Below are 13,478 nucleotides of genomic sequence, written 5' to 3' on the forward strand. Positions count from 1 at the left end.
CTTAACCTTGGAATCTGGCAGGCCTTCAAGGAAAACACTATCACCATTCCGTTTCCGCAGCGGGATGTATATATCAAATCGACCCCGGAGTCTGGAAGCTAAGCTGCCGAAGGGTTATATAACAAGCAAAAAATAATGCTCTTCTCGCAAAGGCGCAGAGCTTTCGAAGTGAAACAAGCTGTTCCAGACTTGCACGGACTTCCACCCCGGATTCGACTTTTCTGACCAGGCGATGCTTTGACGTTTATTTCCCTGGCGAGCTTCGCGTCTCTGTGAGAATTTACAGCTTTTTACTGGGTGTTGTTCTGAGGTGAAAGCAGGCAATCCCCGTGTGTGAGCCACCGCATTGCTCTGGCCGGTTTCTAGACTGTTTTGTTTTTATTTTCTTTGTGAATTCTGTGGCTCTGCTAGAGTTTATTACTTTTTGAACCGGTTTTTGTGCCGTGAAAATTTACAACCACTTCTTGAACTTGAACAGAATTAACAGGGCGATAGCCAGTATGGTCATGCCACCGAGGGTGAAGAAGTAGGCATATTCCAGTTTCAGTTCCGGCATGTTCTCGAAGTTCATGCCGAAGAGGCCGGCGATGAAGGTCAGGGGCAGGAAGATGGCGGAGAGGACGGTCAGCACGCGCACGATCTCGTTGGTACGATGCGCGACGGCGGAAAAATGTAATTGCACCAGCGCTTCGGCTTCATTTTTCTGATCCTGGGCGAATTTGATGATACGTTGTACGTGTTCGACCAGATCGTTGAATCGCACGGTCAGATGGTCATCGAACTCGGTGTCGGTATCTTCACGCCAGGCCTGCAGGGCGGTGATCTGTTCGTCGCAGAGTCGTTCCAGTTTTCGCAGATCACTGGTGTAATCCATCACCGCCAGCCAGTCACTGAAGTCGTGGCGGGGATCGAGCAGATCACGGCGCCATTCATCATAGCGTTCCAGTAGTGGTTCACGTAGAGCCAGATAACGGTCCACCATGTAGGTCATCAGCTGGTGCATCAGACCGGCCGGCCGCCGCGGGATGCGCACGGTTTTGTCGAGCAGGCGCGGCTTGATCAGGGAGACTGAAACGCTGTCGGCGGGACGGATCGTCAACAACAGGTGCTCAAGCACAAAGAACACCGCCGGACGGGTCTGGAAATCTCCGGTCTGATCAGCCGGGGAGAGGCCACGGAAGATCAGCATCTCGTAATCCTGGGTGCCGTCGTAAAAGGAGGGGTGTTCCAGATTCTGGCTGTCGCGCAGGTGCCGTTCGTGGATGGTAACACCACTCAGACGCCGGACCTGTTGTGGCCAGTCGATATCCTCGCCGCGAATAATATCCAGCCAGAGAAAGCCGGTTTCCGGCACTGACTCGGGTAAAGTCTCCAGCTGTCTCACCCGCTGGTGGTCGATGACCAGAATATCCATGATAGGGATCCTGTGATAGGGGCCCTGTCAGGCTACTGCATTGGCCGTGGCGGATTCAAATTCAATTTATCAGGCTGGCCCGGTAATTGCATTTCAGGACGCATGAGACGTGTTTTTTCAATGATTTTGCTGGGTTTTGGCTTGCTGTCGGCTTCGTCGAGCTGGGCAGGTCTGCGGATCTATTCGACCCCGCTGGCGGACGCCGACTGGCAGTTACAGGGAACGGCATTGATTTGCCGCCTGACACACGAGATTGCCGGTTACGGTGTCGCCGAATTCCGCCAGCAGAGCGATGGCCGGCTGGTGTTTCAGGTGCAGGTCGAGCAACCCGCTTCGGCGACCGCTGGCGAGGCGCGCCTGCTGTCACTGCCGGCCAGCTGGCAGCACTATGAGGAGGGCCGGGATCTGGGTGATCTGCCGGTGGTTCCGGGCAAGATACCCTTCTATCTGGGGGAGTCCGGGGCGCGTCGGGTGATGGCGGAACTGGAAGTGGGACTGTTTCCGACGCTCATCTACAAGGACTGGGTCGAGCCGCAGGATGTTGTCCGGGTCCGGCTTTCACCGCTGGGCTTTTCGACAGTCGTGGACGAATTTCGCGCCTGCGTCGAAGGACTGCTGCCGTACACCTATGAGGATGTGCGCAAGACCGTGCTGCTCTACAAAACCAATCAGACCCGTCCGTCGCGGGACCAGCGCGATCAGCTGGATCAACTGGTTCGTTATCTGCGTCAGGACGGGGAAGTTGAGCAGGTACGCATCGAAGGTTATACCGATAGCCTGGGCCTGTCGCGGATCAACCTGGTAGTGGCCAACCAGCGGGTCGATGCGGTCCAGGCCTATCTGGTGGAACAGGGTGTGGATGCCGGATTAATTACGACCCGGGCTTACGAGGAGACCGAGGCGAAGTTCGACAACCGGACCGAGGCAGGCCGGCGCAAGAATCGGCGGGTGGAGATTATTCTCAGTCGCTGACGTTCAGCGCCGGGCGACGTTTCCCCGCATTTCGGGCGCATGCTGGAGGCTCTGCAGCGTTGAGTCGGTGTCAGCGGCAGCGTCGGCATTGGCCTCGCTGTAGATGGCGGTCACTGAAAACAGGACCAGGATGATCAGAGTTAGTCGTCCCATACTTGTCCCTGTGTAGGCTTATTGATGTAATACCCTTTTATAGCACGATTTTTCGTACGGGCTAAAGGGTAAAGCGCCAGTTTGTGACGAATCCCGCGATTTAGAGACTATTTCGCCGCTTTTCAGGCTTAAATTGCTCCCTGTGGGGGGCATTTTGCCGGACTCGAGAAAGCGTTGGTGCAGCCGAACCGGTCCGCCTCCCACCACGTTTTTTCTTGTCTTTTCCGGTATAATGCGCGGCGTTTTATCCAATCTGGCGTAATTTTCCTCGCGACGGAGCCGAATTTCATGAGCGATATCAAGAAGGTAGTGCTGGCCTATTCCGGTGGCCTGGATACATCCATCATTCTCAAGTGGCTGGAGCAGACTTACGGCTGCGAGGTGGTGACGTTTACCGCCGATATCGGCCAGGGCGAGGAGGTCGAGCCGGCCCGGGCCAAGGCCGAGGCCATGGGTGTCAAGGAAATCTATATCGAGGACCTGCGCGAGGAATATGCCCGCGATTATGTCTTTCCCATGTTTCGTGCCAATACCATCTACGAAGGGGAATACCTGCTCGGCACCTCCATCGCCCGGCCATTGATCGCCAAGCGGCTGGTGGAGATCGCCAATCAGACCGGTGCCGACGCGATTTCCCACGGTGCCACCGGCAAGGGCAATGACCAGGTCCGTTTCGAGCTGGGCGCCTATGCGCTCAAGCCGGACGTGAAGGTCATTGCCCCCTGGCGCGAGTGGGACCTCAATTCCCGCGAGAAGCTGATGACCTACGCCGAGCAGCACGATATTCCGGTGGATTTCAAAAAGTCCGGCAAGAAGTCGCCCTATTCGATGGACGCCAACCTGCTGCACATCTCTTATGAGGGCGGCATTCTCGAGGACCCCTGGGCCGAGCCCGAGGAGGATATGTGGCGCTGGAGTGTCTCCCCCGAGGCGGCACCGGATACCCCGACTGAACTGGAACTGCGTTACGAGCGCGGGGACATCGTGGCCATCAACGGCGAAGCCATGAGCCCGGCCCGGGTGATGAGCACCCTCAACGAGGTGGCCGGCGCCAACGGCATCGGCCGCGACGACCTGGTCGAGAACCGCTACGTGGGTATGAAATCCCGCGGCTGTTATGAAACCCCGGCCGGTACGGTAATGCTCAAGGCCCACCGGGCGATCGAATCCCTGACCCTGGATCGTGAGGTGGCCCATCTCAAGGATGAGCTGATGCCCAAATACGCCTCCTTGATTTACAACGGCTACTGGTGGTCACCGGAGCGCGAGATGCTGCAGACCATGATCGACGCCTCGCAGGAGCATGTGAACGGGCTGGTGCGGCTCAAGCTCTACAAGGGCAATGTCATCGTTACCGGACGCCGGTCCGACAGTGACTCGCTGTTTGATGAGAAAATCGCTACGTTCGAAGAGGATGCGGGCGCCTATGACCAGAAGGATGCCGAGGGCTTCATCAAGCTCAACGCCCTGCGCCTGCGGCTTGCCGCCAAACGCCGTTCCGACTGAGCGAACCCCCCCCCTCTCTCCCCGCCCGGGTCGCCGGGCGGGAAACCCTTATAAAATTCAATAGGTTGGAATAATTTTTACCAATATTGCGTCTATTTACCCGGGCGGCACAGGGTAAAGTTTCCTCTCCGCTGACCGACAACCTGCTACATCATTGAAATCCGGGAGGATTTCTCTTATTCAACGCCAGGGATCGGGAACTGCAAGAAGTAATGTATGGCTTTTGTCCCCGAGGCGGTGACACTCGATACCCTGTCCAACGGCTGGAAAACGGCACTCGATTTTCTGGATGAGCCGATCTGTCTGCTCGATCTGGATGATCGGGTGGTGCAGGCCAACAAAACGTTCTTTGCTCGCCTGGGCTGCCAGCCCGAGGAGGTGATCGGTCAGCCGGTTACCCGTTTTTTCCACCCTGAAGGGGAAGAAGATCCCTGTCCGATCTGTCGGGCGCGTCTGGCGCAAAAGGATACCGTGGTGACCCTGGAGGCCGATGATCCGCGTAATCATTCGGACCGTTCGATTCAGGTGCGCATTGGTGTGGTTCGCGATGAACAGGGCAATCCGAGCGGGATTATTCAGCACATCCAGGATCTGAGCCTGATACGCGCGGCGGAAAACAAGTATCTCGACACCCAGAAACAGTTTCGTGACCTGTTCGAAGCTTCGCCCGATCCTCAGATCATTGTGAACGGCGACGGCATTATCGAACAGGCTAACGCCCAGTGTTTCGGTGTTTTCGGATACAAGAATATCGAGCTGATTGGCGAGTCGGTGGAGATTCTGATACCGGAAGAATTGCGTGATCGCCATGTTGGCCTGCGACAGATGTTTTCGAACGCGCCACGCCCCAGAACCATGGGTAGCGGTGAACTGTCCTGTCGACGCAAGGATGGCACGACCCTGCCGGTAGAAGTCAGCCTGACACCAATTAGTGCCAACAATGAAGTTTCAGTCTGCGCAGTCATCCGGGATGTGAGCGAGCGCAAACAGGCTGAACGTGAACTGCACCGTTTGGCCAGTTTCCCGGAATTGAGCCCGATACCGATTATGGAGGTCACTCTAACGGGAGAAATTACCTACACCAATTCTGCGGCGGATGACAGCTTTGTACGTTTGAATGTTCTGGGTACCGATCATCCTGCTCTGTTGAATCTGAGCGAGATGATAGAAAAAGTCAGGCAAAGTGACCGCGCTGTATTACGCAGTATTGAAGTCGGCGCGATGGTTTATGAACAGCAGTTCTCCTATGTTCGGGAAAATAAGGTGGTGCGGATCTATTCCTGGGATATCACCGAAATCCGCGATATGGCAGATGAGATGGAGTATTTTGCCACACACGACAGTCTGACCGGACTGGTTAACCGCAGTGAATTCGATCGCCGGATAAACCAGTTAATCGATCAGAGTCTGCGGGAAAACAGGGAACATGCGCTATGTTATATCGATCTGGATCAGTTCAAGATTATCAACGATAAATGCGGCCACAGTGCCGGCGATGAGCTGTTGCGTCAGCTGGGCAGGTTGCTACAGGACAAAATCCGCGACACGGATACTCTGGCACGACTTGGCGGTGATGAATTCGGGCTGTTGCTGACTGGCTGTGGCGTGGATAAGGCCCGGGAAATTGCCGAACAGATTCGAAAAACGATTGCTGAATATCGGTTCGTTTGGGAAAACAACGTGTTTACCGTGGGCGCCAGTATCGGCCTGGTGCCTGTTACACGCCACAGCGGCGGGGTCAAGGATCTGATGAGCGCCGCAGATACCGCCTGCTATGTTGCCAAGGATACCGGACGGGATCGGGTACATGTCTATCAGCAGGACGACTATGAACTGGGTCGCCATATCAAGAATATCGAATGGGCCCACCGCCTGCAGCAGGCTCTGAGTGAAGACCAGTTTTGCCTGTACAAGCAAAGTATTCGTTCCACGCAGAACCCGAGTGACGAGCGCTATGAATTGCTGGTCAGGATGGTGGAAGAAGACGGGACTCACTGCTCCCCGGGGGCTTTCATTCCGGCGGCGGAGCGCTTTAATTTAATCAAAAACGTGGACAAGTGGGTGGTTAATGAGGCTTTTCGCCTTATCAGTACCGGCTGTCTCAACACCCATGAGGTTTCTATCAACCTTTCCGGAGATTCGCTGGGTGATACCGACATGATCAATTATGTCGTCAAAAAGCTAGAGGAATACGATATTGACCCTCATGGTCTGATTTTCGAGATTACCGAAACCGCGATGATTACCAATCTGGCCAATGCGCAAAAATTCATGTCCATGATGCACGACGTGGGTTGCCGTTTCGCGCTGGATGATTTTGGTAGCGGAGTCAGTTCATTCGCCTATTTACAGAACCTGCATGTGGATTACCTGAAGATTGACGGTGATCTTATCCGCAACAGCGTGGTCAACAAGATCAACGCATCAATGATCAAGGCGATTAACGATATTGGCCATGCCATGGGTGTCAAGACCGTGGCCGAGTTTGTTGAGGACGAAGTGATTTACGAGAAAATGGTCGAAATCGGCATCGATTATGTGCAGGGTTACCATATCGATCATCCGAAGATGGTGAAAAAGTGATCGGCAGTTTATCAGGTCGGTTGTTTACCCGACAGTATTGATGCGACCCGCTGTAATTCTTCTTCGGTATTGACGCCCGGCCCGGGTACCTGCCTGGCTGTGACAACCTTGATTCGGCGCCCGTGATACAAAACCCGTAGCTGTTCCAGCGATTCTATCCGTTCCAGTGCACAGCTGCCCCACGCGATATATTGTTTGACGAATCCCGCACGATACGCATACAGACCGATGTGCCGGTGAAAGTGGCTGAAGTCTTCCAGCATTGGCGTTGATTCACGAAATGCCTCGCGATCCCAGGGGATCGGCGCGCGGCTGAAGTAGAGGGCATTGTCCTCATGGTCGCGGACCAGTTTAATCACATTCCAGTCGAACAGCTCCTCGACACTCTCCGCTGGCGTACTGAGTGTGGCCATCTCGGCCTGGCTGTCCCGGGCCAGGGCATGTCCCACCTGATTCAGGCAGGCGCCCGGCATCAGTGGCTCGTCCCCCTGCATATTGACGATGATGGTCTCATCGGGCAGGTTGAATTTTTCGATCACTTCATGAATACGCTCGGTACCGGAATTGTGGTTGTCCGATGTCAGGCAACGATCCACCGGGAAGTTCACTGTCGCTTCCAGAATACGTTCGTCGTCGGTGGCCACGATAATTCGCTCGGCATCGCTTTGCAGGGCATTATCGATGACGTGCGCAATCATCGGCTTGCCGGCGATCTCGCGCAGCGGCTTCCCGGGCAGACGACTGGAGGCGTAGCGGGCGGGGATGACAATATGAAAGCTCATGTGTTGTTATCTTTATCTGCAGTATTGCGCTTGTGTGAATCAAGTAACCGGTCCAGTGTCAATTCTACTTCCTCGACCGTGATCCGGTCCATGGTGCCGGGATCCCGCACCCGGATACCCCAGGGTAATTCCGACACCGGTTTGTGGAACTTGTCCAGCACGGCGTCGGGATAGTGATTGATAGTCCATTGCCGGCTCAAATAGGGGCCTGTCCGATCCGGGTTGGCGCAGGCATACAGGCCGATGACCGGCGTATCCACCGTGGTGGCCATGTGGGCCGGTCCCGAGTCCGGTGAGATCAGTGCCGTGGCATTTTCCAGAACCGCCAGTAACTGTTTTAATGAGGTTTTGCCGACCAGGTTAGTGAGATTGGCGTTGTCGGCCTTCTCTTCGATGGCCGCGGCCAGTTGCTGTTCGGCGGCGCTGTTGCCACCGGTCAGATAGACCTGCAAGCCATGCTCTCTGGCGGCATACTCGGCCACCTGCGCATAACCATCCACCTGCCAGTTGCGATAGGCGCTGCTGGCACTGGGGCTGATGACCAGATAGGGCCGGGCCGGGTCAGCGAGCTGCTCCGCTTTCTGGCGATCCGCAGCCGGGATGGGAATATCCCAGCGCAGCTGTTTGTCCTTGATGCCCAGGGCCTGACTGAAACCAAACAGTCCGTCCATGACGTGCTGATGGGCTCTGGCCTCGATCCGGCGATTGGTGAATAGCCATTGCAGATCCCGGGCCCGGGCACGATCAAAACCCAGCCGGATCGGGGCATTGACCAGACGGCTCAACAGACTGGCCCGCAGGGCAATTTGCATGTGCAGCAGAGCGTCGAAGCGACGGCCATTCAGCTGTCGATGTACATCACGGTAGGCGGCCAGCCCGCGTGCCTTATCGAACACGATGAATTCGATATCGGGAATACCCTGCAGCAGGGCATATTCGGTCTTGCCGATGATCCAGGTCAGCCGGGTTTGTGGCCAGGCCTGTTGTATAGTGCGCACCACCGGCAGGGTATGACAGATGTCGCCGATGGCGGAGAGGCGCAAAATGCACAGGCTGGCCGGGGGCGAGGTAAAGGGCAGAGGCATAGCGTTATTTTTGTTGTTTAAAAATGATAGCCCAGATGCTCGTCGATAAATTCACGAATACAGCCATAGCCGCCGTTTTTCTCCAGTACTACATCGACAATCTTTTTGATTGAACCGACCGCGTCGGCGGGACAGGCACTGAAGCCGACGGCGTGGATAATGTCGCGATCGTTGATGTCGTCACCGATATAGGCCACCTGGCCGAGATCAATCTCCAGTTCGACGCAGTACCGCTTGAGAATATCCAGTTTCGGTTCGGTACCGACATAAAACTTTTCAATCCCCAGCGTTTTACAGCGTTCGGCAATGATCGTGCTTTTGAAGCCGGAGCTCAATACCGCTACCGGCACGCCCTCGCGTTGCAGATGAATAATGCCGCGTCCGTCCTTGGTATCGAAGCGTTTGACCTCTTCGCCACCCTCGGTGTAATACATGCCGCCGTCGGTCATGACCCCGTCGATGTCCAGGGCGAGCAGTTTGATATCCGAGCGAATCGCCACAGGCTCAGACAATATGATAGCCGATGGCGTCGGCGATGGGGCGCAGGGTACCGATCAGCTGCCGGAAGGCATCATGATCCAGCTGTTGCGAGGCATCGGATTTGGCGACGGACGGATCGGGATGCACCTCGATCAGCAGACCGTCGACGCCCATGGCGGTGGCGGCGCGGGCGAGATCCGGCACCCCGTAGCGATAACCCATGGCATGACTGGGATCGACAATGACCGGCAGGTTGGTATATTCCTTGAGGTAGGCCACGCCGCACAGATCCAGGGTGAAACGAGTTTTGGTTTCAAAGGTACGAATACCGCGTTCGCAGAGAATGACGTTGTCGTTACCGCCGGAGAGGACAAACTCGGCGGCCTGCACGAATTCCTGCAGTGTGGTGCCGAAACCGCGCTTGATCAGGATCGGTTTGTTACTGCGGCCGCAGGTGCGCAGGATTCCCTGGTCGTACATGGCCTTGGCACCGATCTGGACGATGTCGGTGGTTTCTATCACTTCGTTCACATGGGTGGAGTCGCGCACCTCGGTAATGATGTTCAGGCCGTATTCCCCGCGCATCTTGTCCAGCAGGCGCAGTCCCTCATCTCCCAGACCCTGGAAACTGTAGGGCGAGGTACGTGGCTTGTAACAGCCGGCGCGCAGGGTGGAGATGCCCAGTTCCTTCATCAGTTTGGCCGAGGAGGTAATTTGCTCTTCGGATTCCACCGAGCAGGGGCCGCCGATGATCATGGTATTGCGGGTGTTGCCACCGATGCTGATATCACCGATGTCGATACGACGTTTTTCCGGCAGGTATTCGGCACTGGATAACTGCATGTCGTTGGGGAAGGCAAAGCTTTCCACGACCATACTTTGATATTCTTTTGGCACTTCCTGCAGGGCCGAGGGAGTGACCATCACATGATAGTCGGGTTTTTTGATATGAAACGCGTCCAGCTCCCAGCCGATCTTGTCGAGGGTTTTCTGGTCGATGTCTTTGTCGAAATGGATAATCATACTTCACCTTTAACGAGATTCATGAAGGTGACCGAACCGGTCACTTCATGCTTGCTATTGACGACGGGTAAATAATTGACGGGGAACGTCTGTTCCTGAATATAGGCCAGCAGTTCCTGTACGGTAAAATCCTCGCGCGCGGCAGCGGGCGACGGATTGATCATGTCGGCGACTTCCAGGGCATTGAGATTATCGATATGTTTCAGCAGCCCTTTGCGCACATCGGCATTGGTAATCATGCCCAGCAACGCACCACTTTCATCGGCCACCAGGGTAAATCCGAGCTTGTTGTCCTCGATGGACTGCAGGATGTTGCGCACACTCAGCTCATCGGGGCGTAATAATGGTGTCTCATCCAGTTGGCGCATGAAATCGCCGACCAGGTAGTGCGAGCCGATGTCATGAGTCTTGAGATTCAGCATGGCCGCGCCAATCGAATCACTGTTCATCAGGTAGGAGCCGGAGACGGCCGCATACACGCCCATGTTGCGCAAAATGAAAGAGACTTCGTGATTCACGCCGCCATCGACATGAATCCGGGTTTCGGGAAATCGCTGGCGGAACTGGCGAATCTTGCGGAAATTGTGCTTGTCGAAGGTGCCGCCGCTCTGGCCCGGCGTGGTCGCCATGATCAGCACAAAGTCGAGTTGTCTCGCGTAAGGCGCAAAGACATCGATGTCGGTGCTGGAGCTGATGGCCAGGCCGGTTCGGGCCTGAATGGTTGCCGGGATCGCGAGCTCCTCCTGGAGTTCCTCGTACTGGAAGCAGACCGCATCTATATCATGCGCCGCGATCTGATCGTAATAACGGCTCGGCCGGGGGGTAATGATGTGCAGATCGATCGGTGTGTTGCTCAATTGCCGGATCCGGGCAATGTCCTCGAAAACCGCGGGGTCGTCATTACAGTCGATGTGAAAAAAGTCCGTCCCGTGCGCGTCCAGCTCGGCAACGATGTCCCGGAGTTCCTTGTGTTTGTTGGAGTAGATCGAGGCGGAAATTTTCATAGTAAACGTCGTTCAACTGTCAGCCCGCGGCCGACATGGTGGTGGATACGGTGTCCGAAACGGATTCTGGTGCCAGATAAACGGCCCAAGACTGCTTTTCGGAGGCCGTTGCAGTGTATTACAGCCGGCCTGACAGGTACAGCCGCGCCAGGCTCCGGGGTGAATCGCCCGCGGCGTCACCGGCGCATTATACCATTAATGTCAGTGAGTTATAGTAGCGAAAGCGTGACCGGTGTCCGACGAAAAAGAAAAGCCGGCCCAAACATCGGCCGGCTGCAGTTTCCAGGAGGAGATCGGAAAAAACCGGTCAGTTGTCCGGTGTATTGCCGGCCAACCGTGTACCGGGTATGACACCGCGCTGGTGCAGATCGTTCAGAATTTGCCGTCCGCCCTCGATGACAACGGCGGGCTCGGGGTGATTGAGTTCCGTGGCAATCTGCTCCAGCATTGCCTCGCCGCTGGCAAGCTCGCTGTTATCAATCAGCGCCAACAGCCGGGCGGTGACCGGATTCAGCTCCATGAAAGTGATCTCATCCCGCGCATCGCGGTAGACCAGTAACCAGGTCGGCTGTTCGCCGGGCTGATCGGGGCGAAAATCGGGGCCAATGAGCTGGACGGGATAGTGGTAGCTGAGCGGCCAGGCCAGGGGGGAAAGCAGGGGCCGGCCTTTGAGCAGATGGCCTTCGGGATCGATCCGGGACCAGTCCGGTTCCTGTTCGGACAGGCTCAATGCCAGCTCGACCCACTCGTAATGGGCCAGCTCGAACAAAAACGGCGGATCATCCGCTTCGGCGGTACGTTCGTGCTCCAGGTAGTGAAGAAACTCCCGGGGCATTTCCGGAAATAGCGGGGTGGTGGCCCTGTGACGGGCAAAATAGTCACGAATCAGCCGGTGCCATTTTTCGTCATCCAGGAGCCGGCGCAGGACGGGAAAGCTGTCGGCCATGAAGCCTTCGACATTGTTGTAAAACAGCTCCCGGTAAATGGCCATGCGCCGATCTTCGACACCGGCCGGGGCCGGGCTGGCCTGCGGATCGCGGATGTGCGCGGCAAAGCGATATTGCTGTTGTTGAAAATCCGTCATCTCAGTTTGATTGCTCGTGCAATTCCTGTTGTGGCCGGGCCTGCTGTTGCAGGGTGCTGATCGTGTCAACTTCGCCCAGCAGTTCCTCGACCGGCGGCAGATTGAAATCCCGCTCCAGCATGGTCGGGATCACGCCGAAATGCTGATAGGTCTTTTTCAACAAATCCCAGACCGGATCGATCACCGGGGCCCCGTGGGTGTCGACGATCAGGTCCTCGGCTTCATTGTAGTGTCCGGCAACATGGATATAACTGATACGCTCGGCAGGGAGTGCACGCAAAAATTCTTCGGCGTCATAGCGGTGATTGACGCTATTGACGTAAATATTATTTACATCCAGCAAAAGCCGGCAGTCAGCTTCTTCGAGCACGGCGTTGATGAATTCAATTTCTTCCATCTGTTTGCCCGGTGCCGCATAGTAGGAGACATTCTCCACCGCAATGGGCTGCTCCAGGATGTCCTGTACACGGCGGATACGTCCGGCGACATAATGCACGGCTTCCTCGGTAAACGGAATCGGCATCAGATCGTAAAGGTGTCCGTCGTCGCTACAGTAGCTCAGGTGTTCGGTATAGATTCGAATGTTGTGTTGCTTGAGAAACCGCTTGAGACGTTGCAAAAAAGCTTCGTCCAGCGGTGCGGGACTGCCCAGTGACAGGGACAGGCCATGTGTCACAAAGGGATAGCGTTCGGTAAATTCGCGTAACTTGCGGCCGTAACTGCCGCCGACGCCGATCCAGTTCTCCGGGGCGATTTCCATGAAATCGACCTGCGAAGGAAACGGGTCCGCGAGCGGGTCCATGATGGACCGCCGCAGACCCAGTCCGGCGCCATGAACAGGATAAGTTGTCGTGTTCATGTCAGTTCCTTTGGCCGCTTATTTACTGCCGCCGCATTTACCTTCGCCGCACTTGCCTTCCTGCTTGGCCTTGTCGCCGCCGCATTTACCTTCCATGTTCTTCTTCATTTCCTTATTGCCGCCGCATTTACCTTCGCCGCACTTGCCTTCCATGTCATTTTTCTTGCTATCGCGGCCTTCGCCACAACGACCTTCATTGTCGGACTTCTTGCTACCGCCACATTTACCTTCCATGTGGCTGTCGGCCAGTTGCATGTAGCCGCTGGACAGTTCGCTCATGGCAAAGGGGTTGCTGCCGGCTTCGGCCGCCGTGGCGACGTTGCTGGCGGCCATGCTGGCGGCAAAGGCCGTACCCAGGGCAAGTGTCAGGGTTTTCGATGATTTACTGTTAGACATAATCTGCATTCTCCATGTGTGTCGTTGTTGGTTATTTATTTAGTCGTGGTAGCGGGCTAAACCTTACAACAGAAATGATATAAAAAAACCACGCCAATCCCGAATTGTGACCCTGTCGGAGCCCGATGGTTCCTGGC

Annotated in this window: 13 protein-coding genes; 3 read left to right on the forward strand and 10 right to left on the reverse strand. The window is 55.8% G+C overall.

The window, feature by feature from the left end:
- Positions 1-451 precede the first annotated feature (451 nt).
- Positions 452-1,414 (reverse strand): magnesium transporter CorA family protein, encoded by a 963-nt coding sequence (locus tag RI563_RS09955; protein ID WP_310694227.1) that lies wholly within the window; start codon positions 1,412-1,414, stop codon positions 452-454.
- A gap of 102 nt (positions 1,415-1,516) precedes the next feature.
- Here RI563_RS09955 and RI563_RS09960 point away from each other — a divergent pair, with 102 nt between their 5' ends.
- Complete coding sequence (locus RI563_RS09960) at positions 1,517-2,386, forward strand: flagellar protein MotY (protein WP_310694228.1); 870 nt, start codon at positions 1,517-1,519, stop codon at positions 2,384-2,386.
- A gap of 3 nt (positions 2,387-2,389) precedes the next feature.
- Here RI563_RS09960 and RI563_RS09965 read toward each other — a convergent pair whose 3' ends face one another.
- The gene (locus RI563_RS09965) at positions 2,390-2,539 is read right to left on the reverse strand and encodes a hypothetical protein (protein ID WP_310694229.1); all 150 of its coding nucleotides are present in this window, start codon (positions 2,537-2,539) and stop codon (positions 2,390-2,392) included.
- 288 nt (positions 2,540-2,827) lie between these two features.
- On the opposite strand from RI563_RS09965, the gene RI563_RS09970 reads away from it, so the two are divergent.
- Together RI563_RS09970 and RI563_RS09975 are read left to right on the forward strand one after the other, a co-directional pair.
- The gene (locus RI563_RS09970; RefSeq protein ID WP_310694230.1) at positions 2,828-4,045 is read left to right on the forward strand and encodes an argininosuccinate synthase; all 1,218 of its coding nucleotides are present in this window, start codon (positions 2,828-2,830) and stop codon (positions 4,043-4,045) included.
- Positions 4,046-4,261: 216 nt separating this feature from the next.
- Entirely contained in the window at positions 4,262-6,628 is a 2,367-nt protein-coding gene (locus tag RI563_RS09975) for a bifunctional diguanylate cyclase/phosphodiesterase (protein ID WP_310694231.1), read from the forward strand.
- An 11-nt stretch (positions 6,629-6,639) separates the two neighbouring features.
- Here the strand turns inward: RI563_RS09975 and kdsB are convergent, their stop codons facing one another.
- From kdsB to RI563_RS10015, 8 genes are all read right to left on the reverse strand, one after another.
- Positions 6,640-7,410, reverse strand: a complete 771-nt coding sequence (kdsB, locus tag RI563_RS09980) for a 3-deoxy-manno-octulosonate cytidylyltransferase (RefSeq protein WP_310694232.1) — start codon at positions 7,408-7,410, stop codon at positions 6,640-6,642.
- Positions 7,407-8,495, reverse strand: coding sequence for a glycosyltransferase family 9 protein (locus RI563_RS09985; protein WP_310694233.1), 1,089 nt, complete (start codon positions 8,493-8,495; stop codon positions 7,407-7,409). The genes kdsB and RI563_RS09985 overlap by 4 nt, the downstream gene beginning before the upstream one ends.
- A gap of 17 nt (positions 8,496-8,512) precedes the next feature.
- Positions 8,513-9,007, reverse strand: coding sequence for a KdsC family phosphatase (locus RI563_RS09990; protein ID WP_310694234.1), 495 nt, complete (start codon positions 9,005-9,007; stop codon positions 8,513-8,515).
- Positions 9,000-9,998, reverse strand: a complete 999-nt coding sequence (gene aroF / locus RI563_RS09995) for a 3-deoxy-7-phosphoheptulonate synthase (protein WP_310694235.1) — start codon at positions 9,996-9,998, stop codon at positions 9,000-9,002. Before aroF ends, RI563_RS09990 begins: the two co-directional genes overlap by 8 nt.
- On the reverse strand, positions 9,995-11,002 hold the full coding sequence (locus RI563_RS10000; protein WP_310694236.1) for a CBS domain-containing protein: 1,008 nt from the start codon (positions 11,000-11,002) through the stop codon (positions 9,995-9,997). The genes aroF and RI563_RS10000 overlap by 4 nt, the downstream gene beginning before the upstream one ends.
- Positions 11,003-11,309: 307 nt before the next feature.
- A complete protein-coding gene (locus RI563_RS10005) occupies positions 11,310-12,086 on the reverse strand; it encodes a DUF2063 domain-containing protein (RefSeq protein ID WP_310694237.1) in 777 nt (258 codons plus the stop codon).
- A 1-nt stretch (position 12,087) separates the two neighbouring features.
- Complete coding sequence (locus RI563_RS10010; protein WP_310694238.1) at positions 12,088-12,945, reverse strand: DUF692 domain-containing protein; 858 nt, start codon at positions 12,943-12,945, stop codon at positions 12,088-12,090.
- An 18-nt stretch (positions 12,946-12,963) separates the two neighbouring features.
- A complete protein-coding gene (locus tag RI563_RS10015) occupies positions 12,964-13,341 on the reverse strand; it encodes a low-complexity protein (protein ID WP_310694239.1) in 378 nt (125 codons plus the stop codon).
- Positions 13,342-13,478 lie beyond the last annotated feature (137 nt).

This window comes from Thiohalophilus sp. (assembly GCF_031581315.1).
Taxonomy (GTDB): Bacteria; Pseudomonadota; Gammaproteobacteria; order UBA6429; family Thiohalophilaceae; genus Thiohalophilus.

Bases quoted from the DNA above. Each gene is read 5' to 3' on its own strand.
- RI563_RS09960 (WP_310694228.1), top strand. From the start codon at position 1,517: ATGAGACGTGTTTTTTCAATGATTTTGCTGGGTTTTGGCTTGCTGTCG.
- RI563_RS09965 (WP_310694229.1), bottom strand. From the start codon at position 2,539: ATGGGACGACTAACTCTGATCATCCTGGTCCTGTTTTCAGTGACCGCC.
- RI563_RS09970 (WP_310694230.1), top strand. From the start codon at position 2,828: ATGAGCGATATCAAGAAGGTAGTGCTGGCCTATTCCGGTGGCCTGGAT.
- RI563_RS09975 (WP_310694231.1), top strand. From the start codon at position 4,262: ATGGCTTTTGTCCCCGAGGCGGTGACACTCGATACCCTGTCCAACGGC.
- RI563_RS10000 (WP_310694236.1), bottom strand. From the start codon at position 11,002: ATGAAAATTTCCGCCTCGATCTACTCCAACAAACACAAGGAACTCCGG.
- aroF (WP_310694235.1), bottom strand. From the start codon at position 9,998: ATGATTATCCATTTCGACAAAGACATCGACCAGAAAACCCTCGACAAG.
- RI563_RS10010 (WP_310694238.1), bottom strand. From the start codon at position 12,945: ATGAACACGACAACTTATCCTGTTCATGGCGCCGGACTGGGTCTGCGG.
- kdsB (WP_310694232.1), bottom strand. From the start codon at position 7,410: ATGAGCTTTCATATTGTCATCCCCGCCCGCTACGCCTCCAGTCGTCTG.
- RI563_RS10015 (WP_310694239.1), bottom strand. From the start codon at position 13,341: ATGTCTAACAGTAAATCATCGAAAACCCTGACACTTGCCCTGGGTACG.
- RI563_RS09985 (WP_310694233.1), bottom strand. From the start codon at position 8,495: ATGCCTCTGCCCTTTACCTCGCCCCCGGCCAGCCTGTGCATTTTGCGC.
- RI563_RS10005 (WP_310694237.1), bottom strand. From the start codon at position 12,086: ATGACGGATTTTCAACAACAGCAATATCGCTTTGCCGCGCACATCCGC.
- RI563_RS09955 (WP_310694227.1), bottom strand. From the start codon at position 1,414: ATGGATATTCTGGTCATCGACCACCAGCGGGTGAGACAGCTGGAGACT.